This is a genomic window from Actinosynnema mirum DSM 43827 (assembly GCF_000023245.1).
Lineage (GTDB): Bacteria > Actinomycetota > Actinomycetes > Mycobacteriales > Pseudonocardiaceae > Actinosynnema > Actinosynnema mirum.
Window position 1 is genome coordinate 1028982 of sequence record NC_013093.1, and the last position, 23306, is coordinate 1052287.

Below are 23306 nucleotides of genomic sequence, written 5' to 3' on the forward strand. Positions count from 1 at the left end.
GCTATGGCCGGGGTGTTGCCCGGCAGTCACCCTCGTGTTTCGCCAGTGTTAACGGGCCCGCCGGGCGGGGCAACCCGACCTCAACACCCTCACCCGCTGAGCACGCCCTTACTCTGGAGGGGTGAGCAGGTGGACCGGTTCGTGGCTGTCAGGACCCCGCGCGGCGCTGGAGCCGGGCGCCGACTCCGGCGACGGCACCGGGCAGCGCTGGAAGGGCGAGCGCCTCGGACTCCCGGAGTCCGGACCGGGCGCGGTGGCGGGCACCGGGCGCAGGGCGATGGCCATCCTGGTCGACTTCGCGCTCTCCGCAGGCGTCGCGGGCCTGCTCACCTACCCCGACCTGCCGCGCAACTGGAGCCTGCTGGCCTGGTTCGCGATCACCGTCGTCGCGGTCGGGTTCTTCGGCTTCACGCCGGGGCACACCCTGTTCGGCCTGCGCGTCGCGCGCGTGGACGGCGCCGCCCTGGTGGGCCCGCCGCGCGCCGCGCTGCGCACCGCGCTGATCTTCCTGGTGGTCCCGGCCGTGGTGTGGGACGCCGACGGGCGCTGCCTGCACGACAAGGCCTCGGGCACCATCGTCATCCGGGTCCGCTGACCGCGCAGATCACCCGTTCCGGTCCTCTTCCCGCCGCTCCGTCCCCGTGGAACACCTCGGCCGTCCCTGCGGGAAACCGCAGGGACGGCCGAGGTGAGCCGGAGGAGCGTGTGGTCAGCGGCGGCGCATCGCCCGCTGGATGTTGCGCATCTTCGCGCCCTGCGGGACCGGGCCCTTGGGCATCGCGGCACCCCGGCTGGCCAGCGCGGTCAGCCGGTTCTCCACGGTGTCGACCTGCGCGGTCGAGATGTTGCGGGGGAGCTTCATCAGGTGGCCCTGCAGCTTGCGCAGCGGCACCTGGCCCTCCTCGTGACCGACGATCACGTCGTAGATCGGGGTCTCGCCGATGACCCGCGCCACGCGCTTCTTCTCCTGCGCGATCAGGCCCTTCACCCGGTGCGGCGCGCCCTCGGCGACGAGCACGATGCCGGGCCTGCCGATCACCCGGTGCACCATGTCGCCGCTGGTCGTGCCCGCCACCGCCTGGGTGACCCGCCACTTGCCGCGCAGGTTGTCCAGCGCCCACGCCGCCGCGCCCGGCTGCCCGTCCGCCTTCGCGAACACGTTCCGCTGAACGCGCCGGCCGAAGATGACGATCGCCAGCAGCGCGCCGACCGCGATGCCCATCGGGAGGAACACCCAGTGCATGTCCCAGATGAGACCCAGCAGGAACGCCGCGGCCGTCGCACCGAGCAGCGCCAGCAGCATGAGCGGCACCAGCGCCTTGTCCTCGCGGCGCTGCATCTTGAACGCCTCGAAGATCTGCCCGCGCTTGGCCCTTGATTCGGCGCGCCTGGCCTTCGCCGCTTCCTTAGCGGCGGCCTTGTCCTGCTTTCCAGCCATGACGGCAAGGATACGGCGCGGCGCGCGGGGCCAGCACGGGACTGCCCTGGGGCAATGCGAGGATGCAGCGCATGGACCGGCTGCTGGAGGGACTGGACCCGGAACAGCGGGCGGCCGTCGAGGCGCCGAGGGGGCCGGTGTGCGTGCTCGCGGGCGCGGGCACGGGCAAGACCCGGACCATCACGCACCGCATCGCGCACCTGGTCGCACGCGGTCACGTGGCCGCCGGGCAGGTGCTCGCGGTGACCTTCACGGCCCGCGCCGCCGGTGAGATGCGCACCCGGCTGCGGGCGCTCGGCGTGCCCGGCGCGCAGGCCAGGACCTTCCACGCCGCCGCGCTGCGGCAGCTCAGGTACTTCTGGCCCAGGGTCGTCGGCGGCGACCAGTGGCGGCTGATCGACGGGAACAAGCTGCGCATGGTCGCCCAGGCCGCGCACCGGGCGGGCCTGTCCACCGAGTCCGACTCGCTGCGCGACCTGGCGAGCGAGATCGAGTGGGCGAAGGCGTCGCTGATCGCCCCCGACGACTACCCGGCCGCCGTCGCGCGCGCCCAGCGCGACACGCCCGCGCCCGCGCCGCAGGTCGTGCGGGTGTACCAGGGGTACGAGCGGATCAAGAACGAGGCGCAACTGCTCGACTTCGACGACCTGCTGCTGCACACCGCCGCCGCGCTGGAGGAGCACGGCGGGGTGGCCGAGGAGTTCCGCGACCGGTACCGGTGCTTCGTGGTCGACGAGTACCAGGACGTGACGCCGCTCCAGCAGCGCGTGCTCGACGCCTGGCTCGGCCAGCGCGACGACCTGACCGTGGTCGGCGACGCCAACCAGACCATCTACTCCTTCGCCGGAGCCTCCCCGCTCCCGCTGCTGAACTTCGCCCGCCGCTTCCCCGAGGCCACCGTGGTGCGCCTGGAACGCGACTACCGCTCGACGCCGCAGGTCGTGGCCCTGGCCAACGACGTGATCAAGTGGGCGCGCGGCAGGCCCGCCGGGTCGAGGCTGAAGCTGATCGGCCAGCGCCCCGAGGGCCCTGACCCGGTGTTCACCGAGTTCGACGACGAGCCGGGCGAGGCGGGCGCGGTCGCGAGGCGGGTGCGGGAGCTGCTGGACGGCGGGGTGTCGGCGAGCGAGATCGCCGTGCTCTACCGGGTCAACGCCCAGTCGGAGGTGTTCGAGCAGGCGCTGGCGGAGGTCGGCGTGCCGTACCAGGTGCGCGGCGGCGAGCGCTTCTTCCAGCGGCCGGAGGTCAGGCAGGCCGTGCTGGCCCTGCGCTCGGCGTCGACGGGCGGCCGGTACGCGGCTGGTCTGGGGGATGGTGCTGGTCCGGGGGCCGGGTCGGGCCGGGGACCGGGCGGTGACGCGCGGCCGGGCGCGGTTTCCGGCGCTGTGGACGCCGCCGCTGCCCCGACCTCGACCACCGCCGACCGGGTGTCCCCGCTCAGGGCGGGGCTGAGCGCGGGCGGGGTCTCGGCCGCCGGCCTCCCCGCCGATGCCTCGACGCCCGCTGGCGGCTCGCGCTCGGCCGCCCACCCGGCGCTCGACGCGGCCTCCGGTGCCGGCGTGGCCTCCGGTGCCAGCGTGGCCTCCGGCACCGGCGCGGCTTCCGGCACCGGCGTGGCCCCCGGTGCTGGCGTGGCCTCTGGTACCGGCGCCGCGCACTCCTGGCGGCCGAGCGCGACGTCCGCTCCCGCGCCCGCCTCCGCTCCCGCGCCCGCCTCCGCGCCCGCCTCCGCCGCCGCGTCCGGGCCAGGGCCCGCCTCCGTCGCCGCGCCCGCGTCCGGGGCAGGGCCCGCCTCCTCAGCCGCGCCCCTCCCCCCGTCCCCGTCCCCTCTCCCGTCCCCGTCCCCGTCCCCGTCCCCGTCGAGCGAACTGCCCGGCCTGGTGCGCCGGGTGCTGGCCGGGGTCGGGCTGACCGACGAGCCGCCCGCCGGTGGTGGGGCCCAGCGCGAGCGGTGGGAGTCGCTGCTCGCGCTGGTCGAGCTGGCCGAGGAGTTCGCGTCCGCCGTGCCGGACGCCGACCTGCGCGCCTTCGTCACCGAGCTGGACGTGCGCGCCGAGGCGCAGCACCCGCCGACCGTCGAGGGCGTCACCCTGGCGTCGCTGCACGCCGCCAAGGGCCTGGAGTGGGACGCGGTGTTCCTGGTCGGGCTGGTCGACGGGACCATGCCGATCCAGCACGCCGACGGCGACGAGGCCGCGGTCGAGGAGGAGCGCAGGCTGCTCTACGTGGGCGTCACGCGCGCCCGCGAGCACCTGTGGCTGTCCTGGGCGCTGTCCCGCGCCGCCGGTGGCCGCCGGTACCGCAGGCGCAGCCGGTTCCTGCACGCGCTCGTGCCCGAGGGGCACCCGGCGTCGCGGGTCGCGGCGCCGCCGCGCGAGCCGGTGCAGCGCAAGCCGAGGCCCGAGTGCCGGGTGTGCGGGTCGGCGCTGATCGACTCGCGGGCGGTGAAGCTGGGGCGCTGCTCCTCGTGCCCGTCCGACGTCGACGAGGAGCTGCTGGTGAAGCTGCGCCGGTGGCGGGCCGGGCGGGCGCGCGAGCTGAAGGTTCCCCCGTACGTGGTGTTCACCGACGCGACCCTGCTGGCGATCGCCGAGCAGCGGCCGGAGGACGTCGCCGGACTGGTGTCCATCGCGGGCATCGGGGCCTCGAAGCTCACCCGCTACGGCGACGACGTTCTGGCCCTTGTCCTGGGGAAACACTGATCCGTCACACGTTCGACAGGGATTTTGGAAAATCGGTTGCACCCGTCGCGCACGGGGTCATAACCTGCTCAGGCCGGGTGCGAGAGCGCCCGCTGGGGATCTGAACCACTCACGACGCCTAGGCGTCCCGCACGCACCGAGGGAGGTGGCCACCGTGAAGACCTTGATTCTCCCCACGAACCCGCGCCGCCTCCTGCAGGCCGCTGCCGAGCGCACTGCCATGCCCTCGACCGCTGCGCCCGTGGTTGCTGCCCCCGTGGTTCTGGTGGATTCGATTCGTGGGCGCCGTTCGCGGCGTGGCTTCGCGCAACTGGGCACCACCGGTGCTCCGGGCTTTGCCATGCACGTCGAGGCCGTTCTGCCAAACGGCGCCTCCACCCCGAACGAGTACAAGCACGTCGCGACGTCCGCACCAGGGCGATGTACCTGACACAGGTGTAGTCAGGGCACTCAGCTCACAAAGGCCGCGGACCAGCGACATGGTCCGCGGCCTTTGTGCTGTTCACAGCAGTTCTTCAACCCCATGAGCAAGACCTCGACAGGAGTCCACCTGATGTTGACCGCGACCGTCCCGATCATAAGCGGGACGAGTGCCACCGAGTCCGACCTCACCGGGGCGGGCGTCGCGACGCTGATCGACACCGCTCCCGACGCTGGCCTGGAGCTGCCCTGCCGCACCAACAACCCCGACCTGTGGTTCGCCGACGCACCCGCCGAGCTGGAGGTGGCCAAGAAGTTCTGCGCGGCCTGCCCGGTGATCGCGGAGTGCCTGGCGGGCGCGCTCTCCCGGCACGAGCCGTGGGGCGTCTGGGGCGGGGAGATCTTCGAGCGCGGCGCGGTGATCGCCCGCAAGCGCCCCAGGGGCCGTCCGCGCAAGGACGCCACCCCCGTCGCGCCCGCGGCGACCGTCGTCCCCGCCCAGAAGCCCGCGACCGCGACCCGGCGCGCCGCTGACCAGGAGGTCGCGGCATGACCGACTACCCGAACACCAGCGACACCCGCACAACGGCCGACCCGGCCGTCGAGCTGAACACCAGGGGGAATCCGATGCTGCTCGAGGAGACGCTCGCCAGATCCAGGATGAGGGATGCGGAGGCCTTCGCCCGACAACACAGGCAACACCGCCAGGCCCGCCGAGCCTCGACCGCCGCGAGGTGGCGCAGGCTGGCGACCTGGGCCGACCGCAGGGCGCTGAACACGGCCTGACCGGCGACGGCAAGGGGCGCGGGGGCGCACTCGAGGGAGCCCCCGCGCCCGGCCCGAGCCCGAGCACGACCAGGAACCGGACAACGGACACGGACACCGGACACCGGACACCGGCGGAACAGCACCTCACGCCCTGCGGGCAGAGCCAGCGCGCGACCGACCCTCGCAGGGAACTTGCCCGGTGAGGGCGCTGGAAAGCCGGTGTCCGACTCCGCCTCCCCGAAGCGCTGGACCGCCCTCGCGCTCACCCCTGCGCGCTCACCCCGCAGACGTGCGTCACCCACAGACGTACAACACAGACTTGCCGCTTCGCGCGGCTGCCCAAGGCCGGCCCCGGTGTGTTTCCCTGGGGTCGGTTTTGCCTTGCCCAGGGTGTCGTCGGACCGCTGCGGTGGACTGCTGCGTTCGCTCCGGCTCGGTACCGTGCGGGGTGTGGCCGCTCACACAGCTGATGGAATCGATTGGAACTCCCGTCTCGCTGACCTGCGTCGGGCCGATGGGTTGCAGGCCGAGGCCGTGCGCCTCGTCGCCGCTCGGCTCGTCGACGGGCTGCCCGACGAGCCGACCGTGGTCGACGTCGGCTCCGGCGCCGGTGGGATGGCGCTGGTGCTGGCCGAGGCGCTGGCCGCCCGTGGCGGGGGCACGCTCGTGCTGGTCGACGCGGTGCCCGAACTGCTCGACGCCGCCACCGCCGCCGCCCGCAAGGCCGCCGCCTACGAGACGGACTCGCACACCACGTCGGTCCGGGTCCGGCCCGTGCTCGGCGACCTCTCCTCCGAGCAGCCCTCCTCCTTCCTGCCCACCGCCGACCTGGTGTGGGCCTCCGGCGTCGTCCACCACCTGCCCGACCAGGCGGCCGTGGTGTCGGCGCTCACCGCCTCGCTCGCGCCCGGCGGACTCCTCGCCCTCGCCGAAGGCGGCTTGGACGCGCGCTTCCTCCCGTGGGACATCGGGGCCGGCAGCCCTGGACTGGCCGACCGGCTCTCCGCCGCGCGCGGGGAGTGGTTCGCGCACATGCGCGAGAAGATCCCCGGCTCGGTCCGGCTCACCAAGGGGTGGGGAGCCGTCCTCACCGCCGCCGGACTGCGCGACGTGAGCGCGTTCAGCTACCTCGTCGACCACCCGGCGCCGACCACCCCGCAGGTGCGCGACTGGGCGCTCGCGCACGTGCGGCGACTCGCCGAGTCCTGCGGTGAGCGGTTGCACCCCGCCGACCGGGCGGTGCTCCGCGACCTCCTCGACTCCGGGCACCCCGCCTACCTCGGGGCGCGTGACGACCTGTTCCTGCTGAGCGCCAACACCGTCCACACCGGGCGCAAGTCATGACCCCGGCGCCGGTCTGCTCCCGCTGCGGCGCGCAGCGGGTGGACGGAACCCCGACCGGTGAAGCGCTCGCCTGGGTGCGGGCGCAGGAGCGGGGCGGGGAGCACTGGCTGTGCCCCGACTGCGCACGTGCGCACGTGCGCGACATCGAGGCCAAGCTCCCCACCGAGTACTGGTGAACACGCCCCATGGCGCCTCGGTGAGCCCGCCAGGAACTCGGTGAGCCCGCCAGGAACTCGGTGAGCCCGCCAGGAACTCGGCGAACCCGCCAGGAACTCGGTGAGCCCGCCGACAGCGGTGCCCGACCCGAACTCGGCTCGGTGCCCAAGCCCGAGCGGGGATGAGGTCGTGGGCGGGTGCGGGACCGGCGGTCGGCCTGCAGAACCGGCCGCCGGTCAGCGTCCTTTCAGGACAGTGGTGAGCTCGGCCTCCCCCGGAACCGTCGTGCGGCTTCAGGTCGTGGGCAGCAGGGTGCGCAAGGTCGCTCGGGGGGCGGCCGTGCCTCGCCTGCTGCCCGCGTCCAGTTCGGTCAGCAGGACTTGCGCCGTGCACAGGCCCGCGCGGACCACCGCCGCCAGCAGGTGGTGCAGGCGCAGCGGGTTCGGTTCGCGGCGGGCCGCGTCCAGGACCGCCCTCGGGGCCGGGGCGAGGGACAGGCCGTGGCGGTGCACCGGGTGCGGTAAGCGGGTGGTGCGCTCCAGGAACACGTAGTCGTAGCCGGTCAGGCGTTGGGACTCCGGTTGCAGGACGTGCACGCGACCGCTGTCCGGCAGACCCCGCACGCCCTGCGCGCGCAGCGCCGCCACGCCCGTGATCACCGAGCCCGGACCCGCGTACGCCTGGGCCGCGCGCCACCGCTGCAGGTCGGTCGGCGGGTCCGGGCTCAGCAGCAGCACGCCCGGCAGCACGCGCTGCCACCGGCCGCCCGGCCTGCACCTGGCCTCGATCACGTGGTTCGGCACCCCGGCCGCCCGCAGGTCCCCCACTCGCATCACGTCTTCGCTGGTCATGACTCGATCCTGCGGCACGGGGCGAGTCGGAGCCAGGAAGGGGATCCAGGGCTGTGGACAAGTGGTCGGGCTGTGGACAAGCGGTTGGGGGAAGAGCGGAGAGGTGCTAGGTCAGTCCGCGAAACCGGGCTGCCAGCGCGCGACGATCGCCCTCGCGGGCACCTCGGCGTCCAGCTGGCACAGGATGCCCGTCGCCCCCAGCGTCACCCGGTGGATCAGCAGGTACTGCGGCGGCAGGTTCAGCGAGCGGCCCGTCTGCGAGTCCGGGTTGCGCAGGTCCGCCACCCGCTCGGCCTGACCGCGCAGCCACGTGCGGGTGAAGTGGAAGACCTCCTCGCGCAGCGGCTCCACGAACGGGCCGAGGAACGCCTGGATCTCCTCACCGGGCAGCGTCGTGCCCGGCCGCACGAAGTGCTCGCGGCGCAGCACCCCCAGCAGGTCCTCCGGCCGGTTCTCCAGCGCCAACCTGGTCAGCTCGCCGAGCGTGCGCGGCAACCCCTCCGGCAGCCTGGCCACGGCCCCGAAGTCCAGCACCCGCAACCTGCCGTCCGCGCCCAGCATGAAGTTGCCGGGGTGCGGGTCGGCGTGCAGCAGACCGGAGCGGCTCGGCGCGGAGAAGTGGAACCGGGACAGCAGCGTGCCCGCCAGGTCCCGCTCCTCGCGCTCGCCCTCCAGGATGATCCGCGCCAGCGGGGTCCCCTCGGTCCACTCGCTGACCATCACCTTCGGCGAGCTGGCCACCACCCTGGGCACCAGGACCTCGTCGTCGCCCTCGAACGCCTTGGCGAACACCCGCTGGTTGTCGGCCTCGGTGCGGTAGTCCAGCTCCTCGACCATGCGGTCGCGCAGTTCCTCCAGCAGCGGCTTGACCTCCGCGCCGGGGATGATCGCCTGCATGAGCCTGCTGAAGCGCATCAGCTGGCGCAGGTCCGCGCGCAGCGCCTCGTCCGCGCCGGGGTACTGCACCTTCACGGCCACCTCGCGGCCGTCGTGCCACACCGCGCGGTGCACCTGGCCGATGCTGGCCGACGCCGTGGGGGAGTCGTCGAACTCCGCGAACCGCTTCCCCCAGGACGCGCCCAGCTGCTCGGCGAGCACCCGGTGCACGGTGCGCTCGGGCATCGGAGGCGCCGCGGACTGGAGCTTCGTCAGCGCCTCGCGGTACGGGGCCGCCAGCTCGTCGGGAACGGCGGCCTCGAACACGCTCAGCGCCTGGCCGAACTTCATCGCCCCGCCCTTGAGCTGCCCCAGCACGGCGAACAGCTGCTCGGCGGTCTTCGCGGACACCTCGGCGTTGACGTCCTCGGAACTGCGGCCCGCGAGCCGCTTCCCCCAGCCACCCACCACGCGGCCCGCCACCCCGATCGGGAGGCTGGCCAGCTTGGCGGTGCGTTGCACGGCCTTGCGCGGGATCTCGCTCACCGGGTGACTCTCCCCCTGGCCGGTCTGCGGTGCGCCGTGTTGCGCGCCCACCGCAAAACCTACACAGGGGGCGTGTGAGGCACCGGGAAAGTCCGCGACCACGCGCCGTCAGATAGGGGGTGGGGGAGGGGAAAGCGCAGGTGGGGGCGGTGTGCGCGCAGGGTGGTGCGCGAGATCGGGCGAATGCGGCGGAAGCCCCGAACGTGGTGGTGACGAGGGCCGCGGGAACCTCCGGGGGAGTGGTGGGGAACTGGGGAGACGGGGACCGGCAGGGTGGTCCGGCGGCGGTGACCGCGAGTGGCCCCCGCAGGTGGACTGCCACCCCGCTCACGTGGACTGCCCACCCGCCTCGCGTGGACTGCCCGCTCGGTGGCGGGGAGCGGTCCCGGCCACGCGGAATGATCTTCGTTCGGTTCCCCCGGACGGGCGCGTCCCCCCGGTGGGCGGCGGCGCGGGAAACGCCACCTCACGGACCACGCGCGCTCCGGACGGACGCGCCCCGGCGGGTGTCACTCGGGTCCCCCGAACGGCCCGCGCCCGTCCGGGGTCCTGGTGTGGCAATAGCAGCGCGGATGCGGTGGGGCGGGCACCCGCGTCAGCGCGCCCCCGTACGCGTCGACCTCCAGCACGTGGTCCCACGTCGGCGGGCGGCCCGAGGTCAGCTCCTCCTCGTCCAGCGCGAGCAGCGCCTGCGCCGCCGCCACCCCCGCCGTCGCCTCCGTCGTGGCCAGGTCGGCGAGCTGCGGCCGGTCCACCAGCTGCGCCAGCAGGTCCGGCCAGTCCCCGTCCTCCTCGGCCTTGCGCAGGTCGCCGCACCGCACGCAGCTCGACCGGCCCGGCACCACCAGCGGCCCCACCAGCCCCAGCCCCTCGCGGGCCCGCGCCACCAGGTGCGGCGTGCCCTCCAGCAGCAGCGCGTGCAGCACCTCCGGCGGCGGCACCAGCGCGTCGGCCAGCACCACCAGGTCCGGCCGCCCGGTCACCACCCCGCCGCGCACCGAGGGCTCCGCCCGCCGCACCGCCTCCCACGCCGCCTCGCCGCGCGGCCTGCCCACGTCCGCCGCCCGGTACCCGCCGCCGACGTCCCCCGCGGCCACGACGCCCCGCGCCACCACCTGCACCCGCCCCACCCCGGCGGCGGCCAGCAGCGACGCCACCGCCACCGCCAACCGCCCGTCGCCCCTGACCACCACCGCCAGCCCAGCGCGGGCCTCCGCCAGCCCGGCCGCGGGCCGACGCCTGCGCAGCGCCCACGTCGTCGCCTCCGGGACCAGCCGCTCGTGCCGGTGCGGGACGGCCTCCTCCACCAGCCCCCGCCCGGCCAGCGCGCCCAGCACGTCCAGCAGGTCCTCGCGCTCCCCGCTCGGGACCAGCCGCTCGCCCAGCTCGGCCGTGGTGCGCTCGCCCCGCAGGTCGAGCAGCACGTCGAACAGGCCCCGCCCGACCTCCCCCAGCACCACCCCGTGCCTGGGGTCGGCGCCGATCTGGAGCACGTCGGCGGTCCGGCGGAGCACCGGCAGCCCCGGAAGCACGCGGGGGCGGTGCGGGACGGCCGTGAGCGGGGTGGTCGCGGGCAGGGTGGTCGCGGGAGGAACGGCTGTGGGTGGGACGGCCATGGACGTGGTGGTCGCGGGCGGGACGGCCGTGGGCGGGGTGGTTGGGGAAGGGACGGTCGGCGGCGGAGCGGTCGTGCGCGGAGCGGTCATGCCACGAGCCTGCCCGGCCCGCTGACCTGCGCAAAAACCTCTGTCCACAGGCGGTCGGGCCATCCACAGGCCACGATCGGGCGACTTGACGCCGAACCGGGAGTCAACGCCCGCCGAAGACCGAACCGGGAGGGAGGCGGCGCCGGGCAGCCGGGTGGCCGGAACCGGCCCGACCCGGCCACCCGGCGATCAGACCTGCGCCTTGCCGAGGATCCTGGTCACCGTGGTGCCGCACACCGGGCACTTGCCCTTGGCCATCCGGCGGTTGTTGCTCTCGCTGACCTCACCCGTGAAGTCGCGCTTCTCCCGGCACTTGACGCAGTAGCCGTTGTAGCTCTCGGCCACGGCTTCCTCCCTTGCTTCGAGAGTGCGGGCGATCTGCGCCACACTCGGGGGTGGGCAGCACGCTACCTGCGACGCCCCCCGTCCGCGCACGTCAAGACCCGCGTGTCCAGCCGCCTTTTGGGGTAATTCGATCGGCCGCGCCGGGACGCACCGCCGCTTGGCCGCCGCGAATTGTCGGTCCGTGGGCTTACCGTGAACGCCATGCCCGAACCGCAGGTGGAGGTGCGGCGCAGCGCCCGGCGCCGCCGAATGGTGAGCGCGTACCGCGAGGGGGACACGGTCGTCGTCCTGCTGCCCGCACGCATGAGCAAGACCGAGGAGAAGCACTGGGTGGCGGAGATGCTCAGCCGCCTCCAGCGCAGCGAGACCAAGCGCCGGTCACCCACTCGGGTGTCCGACGCGGCACTGGCCAACCGCTGCGCCGAGCTGGCGGGCCGCTACCTGGACGGCCTGGAACCGACGAGCGTGCGCTGGGTCCCGCCCATGCGCACGCGCTGGGCGTCGTGCACCCCCAGCGAGGGCACGATCCGCATCAGCGAACGCCTGCGCGACGTGCCCCCGTGGGTGCTCGACTACGTCCTGGTGCACGAGCTGGCCCACCTGCACGTGCCGGGGCACGGCAAGGACTTCTGGGAACTGGTGCACCGGTACCCGAGGTCCGAGCGGGCGATGGGCTACCTGGAAGGCCTGTCCGCCGCCGCCGGCCTCGGGATCACCGAGGAGGACTGACCCCTACTCGCCGCGCCCGCCCGAACCCGAGGCGCCGTCCTCGGGCTCGGAGGGCCCGGAGTCCTTAGGCCCGGAGTCCTTAGGGCCGGAGTCCTTAGGGCCGGAGTCCTTCGAGTCAGAGCCGGAGTCCTTCGCACCAGAGCCGGAACCGCCCTCGCCGGGCTCCTCGCGCATCGCGCGCTCCAGCTCCTCCATCGGGTTCTCCAGCGCGGCCCGCGTCCTCCCGAACCGCTCCGCGAACTCCATCGGGTCGTCCAGGTCCGCCGCCGTCGGCACCAGGTCCGGGTGCTCCCACAGCGAGTCCCGCGCCTCGAGGCCGTGCTGGTCGCCCACGAGCTTCCACAGCGCCGCCGCCGAGCGCAGCCGCCGGGGCCGCAGCTCCAGTCCGACCAGCGTCGCGAACGTCTGCTCCGCCGGACCACCGGACGCGCGCCTGCGCCGCAGCGTCTCGCGCAGCGCCTCCGCACCGGGCAGCCGCTCGCCGACGGCCTCGGCGACCACCACGTCCACCCAGCCCTCGACCAGCGCGAGCAGCGTCTCCAGGCGCGCCAGCGCGGCCTTCTGCTCCTCGGTGGTCTGAGGCTCCAGCATCCCGGACTTCATCGCCTCCTCGAAGCTCGCCGGGTTGGCCGGGTCGACCTGGCCCGCCAGCTGCTCCAGCGCGGAGGTGTCGACGGTGATGCCCTTGGCGAACTCCTCCACCGTGTCCAGCAGCCGCTGCCGCAGCCACGGCACGTGGCTGAACAGCCGCTGGTGCGCCGCCTCGCGGGTGGCCAGGAAGACCAGCACCTCGCTGGAGGGCCGCTCCAGGCCCTCGGTGAACTTCTCGATGTTCGCGGGAAGCAGCGCCGCCGTGCCCTCGGGCCCCAGCGGCAGCCCCACCTCGGACGAGGTCAGCACCTCGGAGCCGAGCTGCGCCAGCGCGCCGCCCAGCTGCGAGCCGAACGCCATCCCGCCCATCTGCCCGAGCATGGACAGCAGCGGCCCCGCGGCCTGCTTCGCCTCCTCGGGCATCGCCTCGACCCACGCGCCGGACACGCGCTGCGCCACCGGGTCGCACAACCGCTGCCACGTCGGCAGGGTGCGCTCGACCCACTCGCGCGCGGTCCAGCTCTGCACCACGCGGCTCGCCGACGGCAGCGCCGTCGCCGGGTCCAGCCACATCTCGGCCAGGTGCACCGCGTCGGACACGGCGCTGCCCTGGTCGGGTCCGAACCCGACCGAACCGCCCTTGCCCGCGAGCTGCTGGAAGGCGATCTGCTTGGCCAGGTCGTAGTTCACCGGCCCGGACGTGCTGCTCGCGTTGCTGAACATCGCGCCGAGCTGGCTGAGCATCGCGCCGAGCTGGTTGAAGTCGAAGGGGTTGCCCGCGCCCCCCTGGTCCTCGGGTTTGCGGCCTCGGTCATCCGGGTCCTGCGGGCTGAACCCGAAGGGCAGGTCACTCATACCACCACGGTACGCGGGCACGGCGTGCCGCGCGGTGCCGGTTCGCGGAGGGCGAGCGCGGTGCCCGTACGCTGGGGCGGTGAGCGAGCGCAGCGACACCGGACACGACAGCGCGCCCGAGGAGACCCTCCAAGCCGACCGCCCGCCGGTCGAGGAGGCCCCACCGCCGCCACCGCCGCCACCCGCGCCCGGCGCCCCGCTGCCCCCGCGCAGGACCGGTCTGACCAGGCGCACGTGGACGCTCGTGATCAGCCTCGTGCTGGTGCTCGTGCTCGGCCTGCTCGGCGGTTTCGCCCGCGTCCCGTACGTCGCGCTCGGCCCCGGCCCCACCTACGACACGCTCGGCGAGGCGGGTGGCCGCCAGGTCGTGTCCGTCGACGGCCAGGAGACGTTCCCGACCGGCGGCACGCTCACCATGACCACGGTCTCGCTCACCGACGACGTGTCCCTGTTCGGCGCGCTCGGCCTCTGGCTCAGCGGCCGGTACGCGCTCGCCCCGCGCGAGGAGTTCTTCCGCCCCGGCGAGTCCGAGCAGCAGGTCCGCGACGAGAACACCCGCGCGTTCAAGGACTCGCAGAGCAGCGCCGAGGTCGCGGCGCTCAGCTACCTCGGCTACCCCAAGAAGGTCCTCGTCGCCGAGATCACCAAGGGCACCCCGGCCGACGTCGCCCTCCAGCCCGACGACCAGCTCGTCGAGGTCAACGGCAGGCAGATCACCGCCGCCGACCAGGTGCGGCCCGCGCTGGAGTCCACCAAGCCCGGCGACCAGGTCGACCTCGTCGTCCTGCGCGACGGCGAGCGCAAGACCGCCCGCGTCACCCTCGCCCAGGCCGGGGACCGCGAGACCGGCTTCCTCGGCATGGTCCCGGCCGACCGCGCCGACGTCCCGTTCGACGTCACCATCAGCCTGTCCGACGTCGGCGGCCCCTCCGCGGGCCTGATGTTCGCGCTGTCCATCGTGGACAAGCTGACCCCCGGCGAGCTCAACGGCGGCAAGCACGTCGCGGGCACCGGCGAGATCACCCAGACCGGCGAGGTCGGCCGCATCGGCGGCATCCCGTTCAAGATGGTCGCCGCGCGCGAGGGCGGCGCCGAGGCGTTCCTCGTGCCCGACGGCAACTGCGAGGAGGCCAGGCAGAACGCCCCCGACGGGCTCAGGCTGATCCGGGTCAAGAACCTGCAGGACGCCGTGACCTCGCTGGAGGCGCTGGCCAAGGGCGGCGACACGCCCGGCTGCTGACCCGACTTCGCGAAGGCCCCCGGTCGACCGTCGACCGGGGGCCTTCGCGCGTGAGCGGTCGTCTCAAGGGCGCAGCTGGTCTCAGGGGCGCAGCGTCGCCAGCAGCGCGCTCGTCAGGTTCGGGGCCAGCTCCGGGTGCTCGACGACCTCCTCGGGCGCCTCGGTCGTGCCGCGCAGCCGCAGCACGCACGCCGTCGTCCCGTCCCGCAGCACCGCGGCGACCAGCCGGGCCTCCTTGCGGTCCGGGTGCTCGGCGGCGAACCGCTTCGCGGCCTCGTCGTCCAGGTTCTCCGAGGACAGCTGCTCCTCGGCGGCGGGCGGCAGCACCACGATCTCCTGGGCGATCGCGCACCCGGACACCACGTCCGGCCACTCGATGCCCGCCAGCGCCCGGTCCAGCTCCGAGTCGGGCAGCGAGTCCTGGGCGATCGGGGTCAGCGGCGAGGCCGCCGGGTCCAGCTGCCCGGCGAGCTCCGGCTGCTGCGCGAGCAGCGCGGCCGTACTGACCAGGGCGAACAGCTGCACCGGCTGGTTCCAGCCCCCGGTGGAGACGAACTCCTCCACTTCACGGGCTACTGCGGGCAGGACCACGGGCGGGGTTTCACTGGCAGGCACGCCAGCCATGGTCGCATCCGCCCAATCGGTCGACCGAACGGGGAACCCCGCGCCACCTCCGTAGAGTTGGACAGAACGTACGCAACGCCACAACCCGCGATACCCAGGAGTGTGCCACGTGGCCACACGGCCCCCGGTCGGACTGCCCAGGCTGTCCCGTCGCAGCCGGATCCTCCTCATCATCGGCGCGGTGGTCCTGGTCGGTCTGATCACCGGCTCAAGGCTGCTGGGCACCTACGTCGAATGGCTCTGGTTCGGCGAAGTCGGCTTCCGCAACGTCTTCACCACGGTCCTGCTCACCCAGTTCGGCCTCTTCGCGGGCGTCGGGCTGCTGGTCGGCGGACTGCTCGCGGTCAGCCTGGTCGTCGCCTACCGGACCCGCCCCGTCTTCGTCCCCGTCGCCGGACCCGACGACCCCGTCGCCCGCTACCGGTCGGTGGTGTCCGGGCGGCTGCGCCTGTTCGCCATCGCCATCCCGGTCGTGGTCGGCGTCGTCGCGGGCACGTCGGCCCAGGCGTACTGGCAGGAGTTCCAGCTCTTCCTGAACGCCACGCCGTTCGGCAGCACCGACGCCGAGTTCGACATGGACATCGGCTTCTACGCCTTCAAGCTCCCCTTCTACACCTGGCTGCTGTCCTGGCTGTTCATCGCCACGGCGATCGCGTTCGCGGGCGCGGTGGTCGCGCACTACCTGTTCGGCGGCATCCGGCTCGCCGGCCGCGGCGGCCAGCTCTCCGCGGCGGCCAGGGTCCACCTCGCCGTCGTCGCGGGCGTCTTCGTGCTGCTCAAGGCGGTGGCCTACTTCCTCGACCGGTACCAGCTGCTGTTCTCGGACCGGAACGACAAGTTCGACGGCGCCACCTACACCGACCTCAACGCGGTGCTGCCCGCCAAGCTGATCCTGCTGTTCATCGCGGTGTTCTGCGCCGTGGCGTTCTTCGCGGGCGCGGTCATGCGCAACCTGCAGCTGCCCGCGATCGCGACCGTCCTGCTGGTGCTGTCCAGCGTGCTCGTCGGCGCCGCCTGGCCCGCCGTGCTGGAGCAGTTCTCGGTGCGCCCCAACGCCATCGAGAAGGAGGCCGAGTCGATCAGCCGCAACATCGCGGCCACCAAGGAGGCCTTCGCGCTCACCGACGACAAGGTCGAGACCAAGCCGTACGAGGGCAAGCAGAACGTCTCGCTCGACGAGCTGAAGTCCGACAAGGCGACCCTCGGCAACATCCGCCTGCTCGACCCGGCGGTCATCTCCAAGACCTTCACCCAGTTCCAGCAGCTGCGGCCGTTCTACGCGTTCCCGGAGAAGCTCGACGTCGACCGCTACAAGGTCGACGAGGAGATCCAGGACTACATCGTCGCCGTCCGCGAGCTGAACACCAGCGGCATCCCGCAGGGCCAGCGCGACTGGATCAACCAGCACCTCATCTACACCCACGGCAACGGCATGGTGTTCGCCGAGGCCAGCAAGGTGAACTCGCCCGCCGACGCGAACGGCAACGGCGGCAACGGCGGCTACCCGGTGTTCGAGGTGGCCGAGGTCAACCAGCAGGGCGAGGTCACGCCCAGCAGGTTCGGGGTCGAGCAGCCGCGCACCTACTACGGCGAGCTGGGCACCAGCACCGACTACGCGATCGTCGGCGGTCGCGGCGAGGGCGCGCCGAGCGAGTACGACACCGACGGCACCCAGTACAACTACACCGGCCAGGGCGGTGTGCGGATCGGCGGCATCTTCAACAAGCTGGTCTTCGCCGCCTACTACGGCGAGCGGAACATCCTGTTCAACTCGGCGGTCGGCGAGGACTCGCGGATCATCTTCAACCGCAACCCGCGCGACCGCGTCGAGGACGTCGCCCCGTGGCTGACCGTCGACAGCGACCCGTACCCCGCGGTCGTCGACGGCAAGATCACCTGGATCGTGGACGGGTACACCACGCTCGACAACTACCCGTACGCGCGCAAGACCGCGCTGGGCGACGCCACCAACGACTCGCTTCCGGGCGTGGCGCAGCAGCCGAACCGCGAGATCAGCTACATCCGCAACTCGGTCAAGGCCACCGTCGACGCCTACGACGGCACGGTGAGCCTGTACGCGATGGACGAGAGCGACCCGGTCCTGAAGACCTGGATGGGCGTCTTCCCCGGCTCGGTCAAGGCCAAGAGCGAGATGTCCCAGTCGCTGCTGGAGCACCTGCGCTACCCCGAGGACCTGTTCAAGGTCCAGCGGGACACGCTGACCCGGTACCACGTGTCCGAGCCGCGCGACTTCTACTCGGGCGTCTCGTTCTGGGGCGTGCCGTCCGACCCGACGGTCGACAACGCCGTCACGGTCGACCAGCAGCAGAGCAGCAACCAGCAGCCGCGCGACCAGCAGCCGCCGTTCTACGTGGTGGCCGGTGACCCGACCGGCGACCCGAACAAGGTGAGCTTCCAGCTGACCAGCTCGCTGGTGCGGCAGAACCGCGAGTTCATGGCCTCGTACGTGACGGTCCGGTCCGACCCGGACAACTACGGGAAGATGAGCGTGCTGACGCTCAACAACGAGGCCAAGGGCCCGCAGCAGATCCAGACCCAGTTCCTCACCTCGGCCACGGTCAGCTCCGAGCTGAACCTGCTGACCCAGCAGAAGACGAAGGTGGTCTACGGCAACCTGCTGACCCTGCCGGTCGGCGGTGGCCTGCTGTACGTGGAGCCGGTCTACATCGAGCGGGCCAGCCAGAACACCCAGTACCCGCAGCTGTCCAAGGTGCTGGTGAGCTTCGGCGACAAGGTGGGCTACGCGTCCACGCTCGGCGAGGCGCTGGACCAGGTGCTGTCGGGCGCCTCCCAGGAGGTCCCCGACCCGTCCAACGGGAACAACGGCCAGTCGCCGTCGAACTCCAGCACCCCGTCGACGCCGAACGCCAACAACGGCAATCAGGCGTACACGCCGGAGATGCAGCAGGCGGCCAGGGACATCCGCGGCGCCCTCGACCAGCTCAAGTCGGCCCAGGCGAGCGGTGACTTCGCCGCTCAGGGCAACGCGCTCAAGGCGCTGGACGAGGCGAGCCGGAAGTTCGACGAGGCGAGCAAGGCGGCCCCGTCCACCCCGTCGTCCTCGGTGACCTCGTCGCCGACGCCGACGAACTGAGCCTGAACCGGCTCTGACCAGCGGAATCGGGTGTCCCCGCCACGGCGGGGGCACCCGATTTGCCTTTGCCGCCGCCTTCCGCGTAGAGTTCACCTTACCGACGCGGGGTGGAGCAGCTCGGTAGCTCGCTGGGCTCATAACCCAGAGGTCGCAGGTTCAAATCCTGTCCCCGCTACAAAGAGGGAAAACCTCTCACCGGATCTCCGGTGGGAGGTTTTTTCGTTTTCCCGAAGACCGGTGCCGCAGGTGATCCCCCGTGTTATGTGGTCCGCATCACAATCGGGGATCCGGCTTTTCGCGGCGGTTCTCCGGGGTCGCGCCGGGCGGTGAGCAGGGATTTCCGGTGCGGCGCCGCCGAACGGGGAAGTGATTTGCCTTCGCCCCCGTTCCTGCGTAGAGTTCACCTTACCAACGCGGGGTGGAGCAGCTCGGTAGCTCGCTGGGCTCATAACCCAGAGGTCGCAGGTTCAAATCCTGTCCCCGCTACAAAGAGGAAAATCCTCTCACCGGATCTCCGGTGGGGGGATTTTTCGCATTTCCGGCCGATCGGCCGCTGTCCTCGGCGGGTGCGGGCGTCACCGCAGGTCGTGCCGCCCCGGCGGGTGTCTGGCTGCTGTGCCGGACAGGTGCGCCGAACGGGGTTTCCGCCGCCGCGCCGCTGGTCGGGAGGCGATTTGCCTTTGTCGCCGCCTTCCGCGTAGAGTTCACCTTACCGACGCGGGGTGGAGCAGCTCGGTAGCTCGCTGGGCTCATAACCCAGAGGTCGCAGGTTCAAATCCTGTCCCCGCTACCACGCGAAAGGCCCGGTGCGCACAGCGCGCCGGGCCTTTCTGCCGTCTGGACCCGCGCGCGGGCTCAGGACATGTTCTCCGCCCAGTACTGGGCGCAGGTCAGCGAGCAGACGCGGCCCTCGCCGCTGACGGTGCGGTGCCTGCGGATCTGCTTCCCGCACACCATGCACTCGTCCTTGGCCCCCTGGTCAGGTCCGGTGCCGCTGGCCCACGCACGGGCATTGCGGACGACCTTGGTGCTAGTTCCAGCCCACTTGAAGCCCACAGCTGTCACCCTCCTCGTGCCGAACGGCCTGCACCCGACCCACGGGCACACCTGCGGTAATGGTCCCACCGGCGGGCGGGTCCGCCAGTGTGCGGAGCGGGGATCACCGGGTTGTGCTAACGGCGGTCGGGGGACCCTGGTCGCATCGATGCAGCCGGTGAGTGGGCCGGGTCCGGACGCTGCCGTTCGAGTGATCACCCGGACCGGTCGCCAATGATCTTGAGGATTCCTCGTGATGGCGATTGCCTTGCGCCCCAAAGCTTTCCACTCGACGTGGACAATCTCGATCAAGCGGCCGAAAGGGTGGATCACCGCCGACCGCTGGTCACTCTGCGGAGCTTCTCCTTGCTCCGCATGGCCCAACGCCGCTAGCCCGTGATCAGCCACAGTGGACAGAACGGCTGACCATTGTGGACACCTGCCCGTGGTCGTGGCACGGTTGACGTTGTGTCGGACCTCAACGCGACGGCAGCGGCCCTCCTGGGTCTGCTGCACGACGGACCCAAGACCGGCGGCCAGCTCGTTGCGGAAGCGGGAGAGCGCTTCGGCGCGTTCTTCAGCGTCACCCGCAGCCAGGTGTACCGCGAGCTCCCCGCGCTGGCGGAGGCCGGCCTGCTGCGCCTCGGCAAGCAGGGCCCCCGCTCCAGCCAGCAGTACGTGCTGACCGCGGCGGGCAAGAAGGCCTTCAAGAACTGGCTGCTCACCGAACCGGGCCCGGACCACCTGCGCAGCCCCCTGATCCTGCGCATGGTGCACGCGGGGTCCCTGACGCCCAAGCAGCGCCAGGGCCTGGTGGACACCGCCCGCGCGACCTACGGCGCCGACCAGGAGGCCGCCAGGGCCGCCGTGAAGACCGCGGAGGACGCCTACTCCAAGGCCGTCGCCGAGTTCGCCCTGGCCCACGCCAAGGCCGTCCTCAAGCTCCTGGACGCCATTCCCACCGGTTGAGCCGTCCCCACCGGTCGTGCGCGCGCAATCCGGTCGCGCTGCGCGACCGGCGCTGGCGTAACCTTCTGCCGTGAACTTGGACGTCGAGGCAGACATCAAGGACCTCTCCGCGACGCTCGCCAGCATCGAGGCGGTGATGGACCTCGACGCTCTGCGCGCTCAGGTCGCGGAGCTGGAGGAGCAGGCGGCGCGACCCGACCTGTGGGACGACCAGGAGAAGGCGCAGCGCGTCACCAGCCAGCTCTCCCACAAGCAGGGCGAGCTGCGCCGCGTGACCGCGCTGCGCGGCAGGCTGGACGACCTCGGCGTGCTCTACGAGCTGGCCGAGGACGAGGGCGACGAGGGCAGCGCCGCCGAGGCGGACACCGAGCGGGCCAAGCTCCGCGAGGAGATCTCCTCCCTGGAGGTCCGGACCCTGCTCTCCGGCGAGTACGACGCCCGTGACGCGCTGGTCACGGTGCGCGCCGAGGCCGGTGGCGTCGACGCGGCGGACTTCGCCGAGATGCTGCTGCGCATGTACTCGCGCTGGGCGGAGCGCCACAACTACGCGGTCGACGTCTTCGACACCTCCTACGCGGAGGAGGCGGGCATCAAGTCCGCCACCTTCCGCGTCACCGCGCCCTACGCGTACGGCACCCTCAGCGTCGAGCAGGGCACGCACCGGCTGGTGCGCATCTCGCCGTTCGACAACCAGGGCCGCCGCCAGACCTCGTTCGCGGGCGTCGAGGTCGTGCCGGTGGTCGAGCAGACCGACCACGTCGAGATCGACGAGAAGGAGCTGCGCGTCGACGTCTACCGCTCCTCCGGTCCCGGCGGGCAGGGCGTCAACACCACCGACTCGGCCGTGCGCCTGACGCACATCCCGACCGGGATCGTGGTGTCCTGCCAGAACGAGCGCTCGCAGCTGCAGAACAAGGCGACCGCGATGGCCGTCCTGCAGGCGAAGCTGCTGGAGCGCCAGCGCCAGGAGGAGCAGGCCAAGATGGACGCCCTCAAGGACAGCGGTTCCAGCTGGGGCAACCAGATGCGCTCCTACGTGCTGCACCCCTACCAGATGGTCAAGGACCTGCGCACCGAGCACGAGGTCGGCAACCCGTCCGCCGTGCTCGACGGCGAGATCGACGACTTCCTGGAGGCGGGCATCCGCTGGCGCAAGCAGCGGCAGACGGCCTGATCGCAGTGACCCCGCGACGGCGGGCGGGCCCCGTGCCCGCCCGCCGTCGCCGCGTCCGGATCATGATCGGGTAACGGCGCCGGTCGCGGTCACCCAGCGTGCCGCCGCTGATCACCGGCGGGATCACCCTCCGTACAGGGGTGGGCCGATACGTGACCGTTACCTGTGCCGCTTGTAGACTCCCCCCGTGATTCGCCTCGAACACGTGTCCAAGGTCTACAAGACCTCAACGCGCCCCGCGCTCGACAACGTTTCAGTCGAGGTGGACAAAGGTGAGTTCGTCTTTCTCATCGGGGCTTCCGGGTCCGGCAAATCGACTTTCCTGCGCTTGCTGCTGCGGGAAGAGGTGCCGAGCAAGGGGCGCGTTTACGTCTCCAACTTCGACGTCGCCAAGATGGCCCGGCGCAGGGTCCCCCGCCTGCGCCAGTCGATCGGCTGCGTCTTCCAGGACTTCCGGCTGCTGACCAACAAGACCGTGGCGGAGAACGTCGCGTTCGCGCTGGAGGTCATCGGGAAGCCGCGCAACACCATCGTCAAGGTCGTCCCCGAGGTCCTGCAGCTGGTGGGCCTCGACGGCAAGGCCGACCGGATGCCGCACGAGCTGTCCGGCGGCGAGCAGCAGCGCGTGGCCATCGCGCGCGCGTTCGTCAACCGGCCGCTGATGCTGCTGGCCGACGAGCCCACGGGAAACCTGGACCCCGACACCAGCCACGACATCATGCTGCTGCTGGAGCGCATCAACCGCACCGGGACGACGGTGCTGATGGCCACCCACGACCACTCGATCGTCGACTCGATGCGCCGCCGCGTGGTCGAACTGGACCACGGCCACATCGTCCGCGACGACAAGCGGGGCGTCTACGGCGTGGGCCGCTGACCTCCACCCAACCCCGACCCTGAGGAACGTTCCCCCCGATGCGTACCAGCTTCGTGTTCAGCGAGGTCGTCACCGGCCTGCGCCGGAACGTCACGATGACGATCGCGATGATCCTCACGACCGCGATCTCCCTGTTCCTGCTCGGTATGGGTCTGCTCGTCGTCCGCATGGTCGACAAGATGCAGGCGAACTACCAGGGCAAGCTGGAAGTCGCGGTCATGATGACCAACGACGTCAGCGTCAACGACAAGGACTGCACGCAGGACCCGTGCGCCGGACTCCGCACCAAGCTGGAGGGCACCTCCGGGGTCGAGTCCGTGGTGTACGAGAACCGCGAGCAGGGCTACGAGCGGTTCAAGACGATCTTCGAGGCGCAGCCCGAGCTGGTGAAGCTCGCCCGCCCCGAGGCCATCCCCGCGACCTTCCGCGTCAAGCTGGAGGACCCCGAGCGCGCCGACGTGATCGTCAAGGCGTTCAGCGGCGAGGCGGGCGTCAAGTCGGTCAGCGACCAGGGCGAGTTCCTGTCCAGGCTGTTCGACGTCCTCAACGGCGTGCGCGACGGCGCCCTCGGGCTCGCCGCGCTCCAGGCGTTCGCGGCCCTGCTGCTGATCTCCAACACCATCCAGGTGTCGGCGTTCACCCGCCGGACGGAGGTGGGGATCATGCGGCTGGTGGGCGCGACGCGCTGGTACACGCAGCTGCCGTTCCTCATCGAGGCCGTGGTCGCGGGCATCATCGGCGCCGTGCTCGGCGTCGCCTGCCTGATGCTGTTCAAGGTCACCGCGCTCGACTCGGTGCTCGGCGACCTGTTCTCCTCCGGCATCCTGCCGCAGCTCGGGATGCTGGACATCATGGTCATCTCGCCGGTCCTGCTCGGCGTGTCCGTGCTGATCTCGGCGCTCACCGGCTACGTCACCCTCCGGTTGTACGTGCGCCTATAACCGC

At 72.1% G+C, this 23306-nt stretch carries 21 protein-coding genes and 3 tRNA genes; 17 read left to right on the forward strand and 7 right to left on the reverse strand.

Annotated features, from left to right (window positions below; all coding sequences use genetic code 11):
• The first annotated feature begins 121 nt into the window (after positions 1-121).
• On the forward strand, positions 122-595 hold the full coding sequence (locus AMIR_RS04640) for an RDD family protein (RefSeq protein ID WP_012783548.1): 474 nt from the start codon (positions 122-124) through the stop codon (positions 593-595).
• Between the two features lie 114 nt (positions 596-709).
• Here the strand turns inward: AMIR_RS04640 and AMIR_RS04645 are convergent, their stop codons facing one another.
• Entirely contained in the window at positions 710-1438 is a 729-nt protein-coding gene (locus AMIR_RS04645) for a DUF4191 domain-containing protein (protein ID WP_012783549.1), read from the reverse strand.
• A gap of 62 nt (positions 1439-1500) precedes the next feature.
• On the opposite strand from AMIR_RS04645, the gene AMIR_RS41490 reads away from it, so the two are divergent.
• The 6 genes from AMIR_RS41490 to AMIR_RS04675 all read left to right on the forward strand — a co-directional run bounded on the left by AMIR_RS41490 (position 1501) and on the right by AMIR_RS04675 (position 6848).
• On the forward strand, positions 1501-4140 hold the full coding sequence (locus tag AMIR_RS41490; protein ID WP_425358848.1) for an ATP-dependent DNA helicase UvrD2: 2640 nt from the start codon (positions 1501-1503) through the stop codon (positions 4138-4140).
• A gap of 154 nt (positions 4141-4294) precedes the next feature.
• A complete protein-coding gene (locus AMIR_RS38785; protein ID WP_143760638.1) occupies positions 4295-4570 on the forward strand; it encodes a hypothetical protein in 276 nt (91 codons plus the stop codon).
• Positions 4571-4693: 123 nt separating this feature from the next.
• On the forward strand, positions 4694-5113 hold the full coding sequence (locus AMIR_RS04660; RefSeq protein WP_012783551.1) for a WhiB family transcriptional regulator: 420 nt from the start codon (positions 4694-4696) through the stop codon (positions 5111-5113).
• Entirely contained in the window at positions 5110-5346 is a 237-nt protein-coding gene (locus AMIR_RS04665) for a hypothetical protein (RefSeq protein WP_012783552.1), read from the forward strand. The genes AMIR_RS04660 and AMIR_RS04665 overlap by 4 nt, the downstream gene beginning before the upstream one ends.
• Positions 5347-5778: 432 nt before the next feature.
• Positions 5779-6672, forward strand: coding sequence for a class I SAM-dependent methyltransferase (locus AMIR_RS04670; protein WP_012783553.1), 894 nt, complete (start codon positions 5779-5781; stop codon positions 6670-6672).
• Positions 6669-6848, forward strand: coding sequence for a hypothetical protein (locus AMIR_RS04675; protein ID WP_041836577.1), 180 nt, complete (start codon positions 6669-6671; stop codon positions 6846-6848). The genes AMIR_RS04670 and AMIR_RS04675 overlap by 4 nt, the downstream gene beginning before the upstream one ends.
• A gap of 273 nt (positions 6849-7121) precedes the next feature.
• Here AMIR_RS04675 and AMIR_RS04680 read toward each other — a convergent pair whose 3' ends face one another.
• The 4 genes from AMIR_RS04680 to AMIR_RS39985 all read right to left on the reverse strand — a co-directional run bounded on the left by AMIR_RS04680 (position 7122) and on the right by AMIR_RS39985 (position 11152).
• A complete protein-coding gene (locus AMIR_RS04680) occupies positions 7122-7679 on the reverse strand; it encodes a hypothetical protein (RefSeq protein WP_012783554.1) in 558 nt (185 codons plus the stop codon).
• Between the two features lie 111 nt (positions 7680-7790).
• Complete coding sequence (locus AMIR_RS04685) at positions 7791-9101, reverse strand: ABC1 kinase family protein (protein WP_012783555.1); 1311 nt, start codon at positions 9099-9101, stop codon at positions 7791-7793.
• Positions 9102-9610: 509 nt separating this feature from the next.
• Positions 9611-10807, reverse strand: a complete 1197-nt coding sequence (locus AMIR_RS04690; RefSeq protein WP_143760639.1) for a TOMM precursor leader peptide-binding protein — start codon at positions 10805-10807, stop codon at positions 9611-9613.
• 189 nt (positions 10808-10996) lie between these two features.
• Entirely contained in the window at positions 10997-11152 is a 156-nt protein-coding gene (locus tag AMIR_RS39985; RefSeq protein WP_012783557.1) for a DUF5679 domain-containing protein, read from the reverse strand.
• A gap of 201 nt (positions 11153-11353) precedes the next feature.
• Here AMIR_RS39985 and AMIR_RS04695 point away from each other — a divergent pair, with 201 nt between their 5' ends.
• On the forward strand, positions 11354-11881 hold the full coding sequence (locus AMIR_RS04695; protein WP_012783558.1) for a M48 metallopeptidase family protein: 528 nt from the start codon (positions 11354-11356) through the stop codon (positions 11879-11881).
• A gap of 3 nt (positions 11882-11884) precedes the next feature.
• Here AMIR_RS04695 and AMIR_RS04700 read toward each other — a convergent pair whose 3' ends face one another.
• Entirely contained in the window at positions 11885-13327 is a 1443-nt protein-coding gene (locus tag AMIR_RS04700; RefSeq protein WP_012783559.1) for a zinc-dependent metalloprotease, read from the reverse strand.
• Between the two features lie 79 nt (positions 13328-13406).
• Between AMIR_RS04700 and AMIR_RS04705 the strand changes: the two genes are divergently transcribed.
• Positions 13407-14567 (forward strand): YlbL family protein, encoded by a 1161-nt coding sequence (locus tag AMIR_RS04705; RefSeq protein ID WP_012783560.1) that lies wholly within the window; start codon positions 13407-13409, stop codon positions 14565-14567.
• Between the two features lie 81 nt (positions 14568-14648).
• On the opposite strand, the gene AMIR_RS04710 is transcribed toward AMIR_RS04705, so the two are convergent.
• Positions 14649-15191, reverse strand: a complete 543-nt coding sequence (locus tag AMIR_RS04710) for a PPA1309 family protein (protein WP_012783561.1) — start codon at positions 15189-15191, stop codon at positions 14649-14651.
• A 109-nt stretch (positions 15192-15300) separates the two neighbouring features.
• Here AMIR_RS04710 and AMIR_RS04715 point away from each other — a divergent pair, with 109 nt between their 5' ends.
• The 8 genes from AMIR_RS04715 to ftsX all read left to right on the forward strand — a co-directional run bounded on the left by AMIR_RS04715 (position 15301) and on the right by ftsX (position 23302).
• Positions 15301-18306 (forward strand): UPF0182 family protein, encoded by a 3006-nt coding sequence (locus AMIR_RS04715; protein WP_012783562.1) that lies wholly within the window; start codon positions 15301-15303, stop codon positions 18304-18306.
• 101 nt (positions 18307-18407) lie between these two features.
• Positions 18408-18481, forward strand: a tRNA-Met gene (locus AMIR_RS04720).
• Between the two features lie 237 nt (positions 18482-18718).
• Positions 18719-18792 (forward strand) — tRNA-Met (locus AMIR_RS04725).
• Between the two features lie 230 nt (positions 18793-19022).
• Positions 19023-19099, forward strand: a tRNA-Met gene (locus tag AMIR_RS04730).
• A gap of 710 nt (positions 19100-19809) precedes the next feature.
• Positions 19810-20310 carry a PadR family transcriptional regulator gene (locus AMIR_RS04740; protein WP_012783564.1) on the forward strand — a complete coding sequence of 167 codons (501 nt, stop codon included), beginning with the start codon at positions 19810-19812 and terminating at the stop codon, positions 20308-20310.
• 70 nt (positions 20311-20380) lie between these two features.
• A complete protein-coding gene (gene prfB, locus AMIR_RS04745) occupies positions 20381-21484 on the forward strand; it encodes a peptide chain release factor 2 (RefSeq protein ID WP_012783565.1) in 1104 nt (367 codons plus the stop codon).
• A 187-nt stretch (positions 21485-21671) separates the two neighbouring features.
• On the forward strand, positions 21672-22361 hold the full coding sequence (gene ftsE / locus AMIR_RS04750) for a cell division ATP-binding protein FtsE (protein WP_012783566.1): 690 nt from the start codon (positions 21672-21674) through the stop codon (positions 22359-22361).
• Positions 22362-22399: 38 nt separating this feature from the next.
• On the forward strand, positions 22400-23302 hold the full coding sequence (ftsX, locus tag AMIR_RS04755; protein WP_012783567.1) for a permease-like cell division protein FtsX: 903 nt from the start codon (positions 22400-22402) through the stop codon (positions 23300-23302).
• The last annotated feature ends 4 nt before the right edge of the window (positions 23303-23306 follow it).

Bases quoted from the DNA above. Each gene is read 5' to 3' on its own strand.
- AMIR_RS04680 (WP_012783554.1), bottom strand. From the start codon at position 7,679: ATGACCAGCGAAGACGTGATGCGAGTGGGGGACCTGCGGGCGGCCGGG.
- AMIR_RS04645 (WP_012783549.1), bottom strand. From the start codon at position 1,438: ATGGCTGGAAAGCAGGACAAGGCCGCCGCTAAGGAAGCGGCGAAGGCC.
- AMIR_RS04675 (WP_041836577.1), top strand. From the start codon at position 6,669: ATGACCCCGGCGCCGGTCTGCTCCCGCTGCGGCGCGCAGCGGGTGGAC.
- AMIR_RS04690 (WP_143760639.1), bottom strand. From the start codon at position 10,807: ATGACCGCTCCGCGCACGACCGCTCCGCCGCCGACCGTCCCTTCCCCA.
- AMIR_RS04660 (WP_012783551.1), top strand. From the start codon at position 4,694: ATGTTGACCGCGACCGTCCCGATCATAAGCGGGACGAGTGCCACCGAG.
- AMIR_RS04665 (WP_012783552.1), top strand. From the start codon at position 5,110: ATGACCGACTACCCGAACACCAGCGACACCCGCACAACGGCCGACCCG.
- AMIR_RS41490 (WP_425358848.1), top strand. From the start codon at position 1,501: ATGCAGCGCATGGACCGGCTGCTGGAGGGACTGGACCCGGAACAGCGG.
- AMIR_RS04710 (WP_012783561.1), bottom strand. From the start codon at position 15,191: ATGGCTGGCGTGCCTGCCAGTGAAACCCCGCCCGTGGTCCTGCCCGCA.
- AMIR_RS04700 (WP_012783559.1), bottom strand. From the start codon at position 13,327: ATGAGTGACCTGCCCTTCGGGTTCAGCCCGCAGGACCCGGATGACCGA.
- AMIR_RS04695 (WP_012783558.1), top strand. From the start codon at position 11,354: ATGCCCGAACCGCAGGTGGAGGTGCGGCGCAGCGCCCGGCGCCGCCGA.
- ftsX (WP_012783567.1), top strand. From the start codon at position 22,400: ATGCGTACCAGCTTCGTGTTCAGCGAGGTCGTCACCGGCCTGCGCCGG.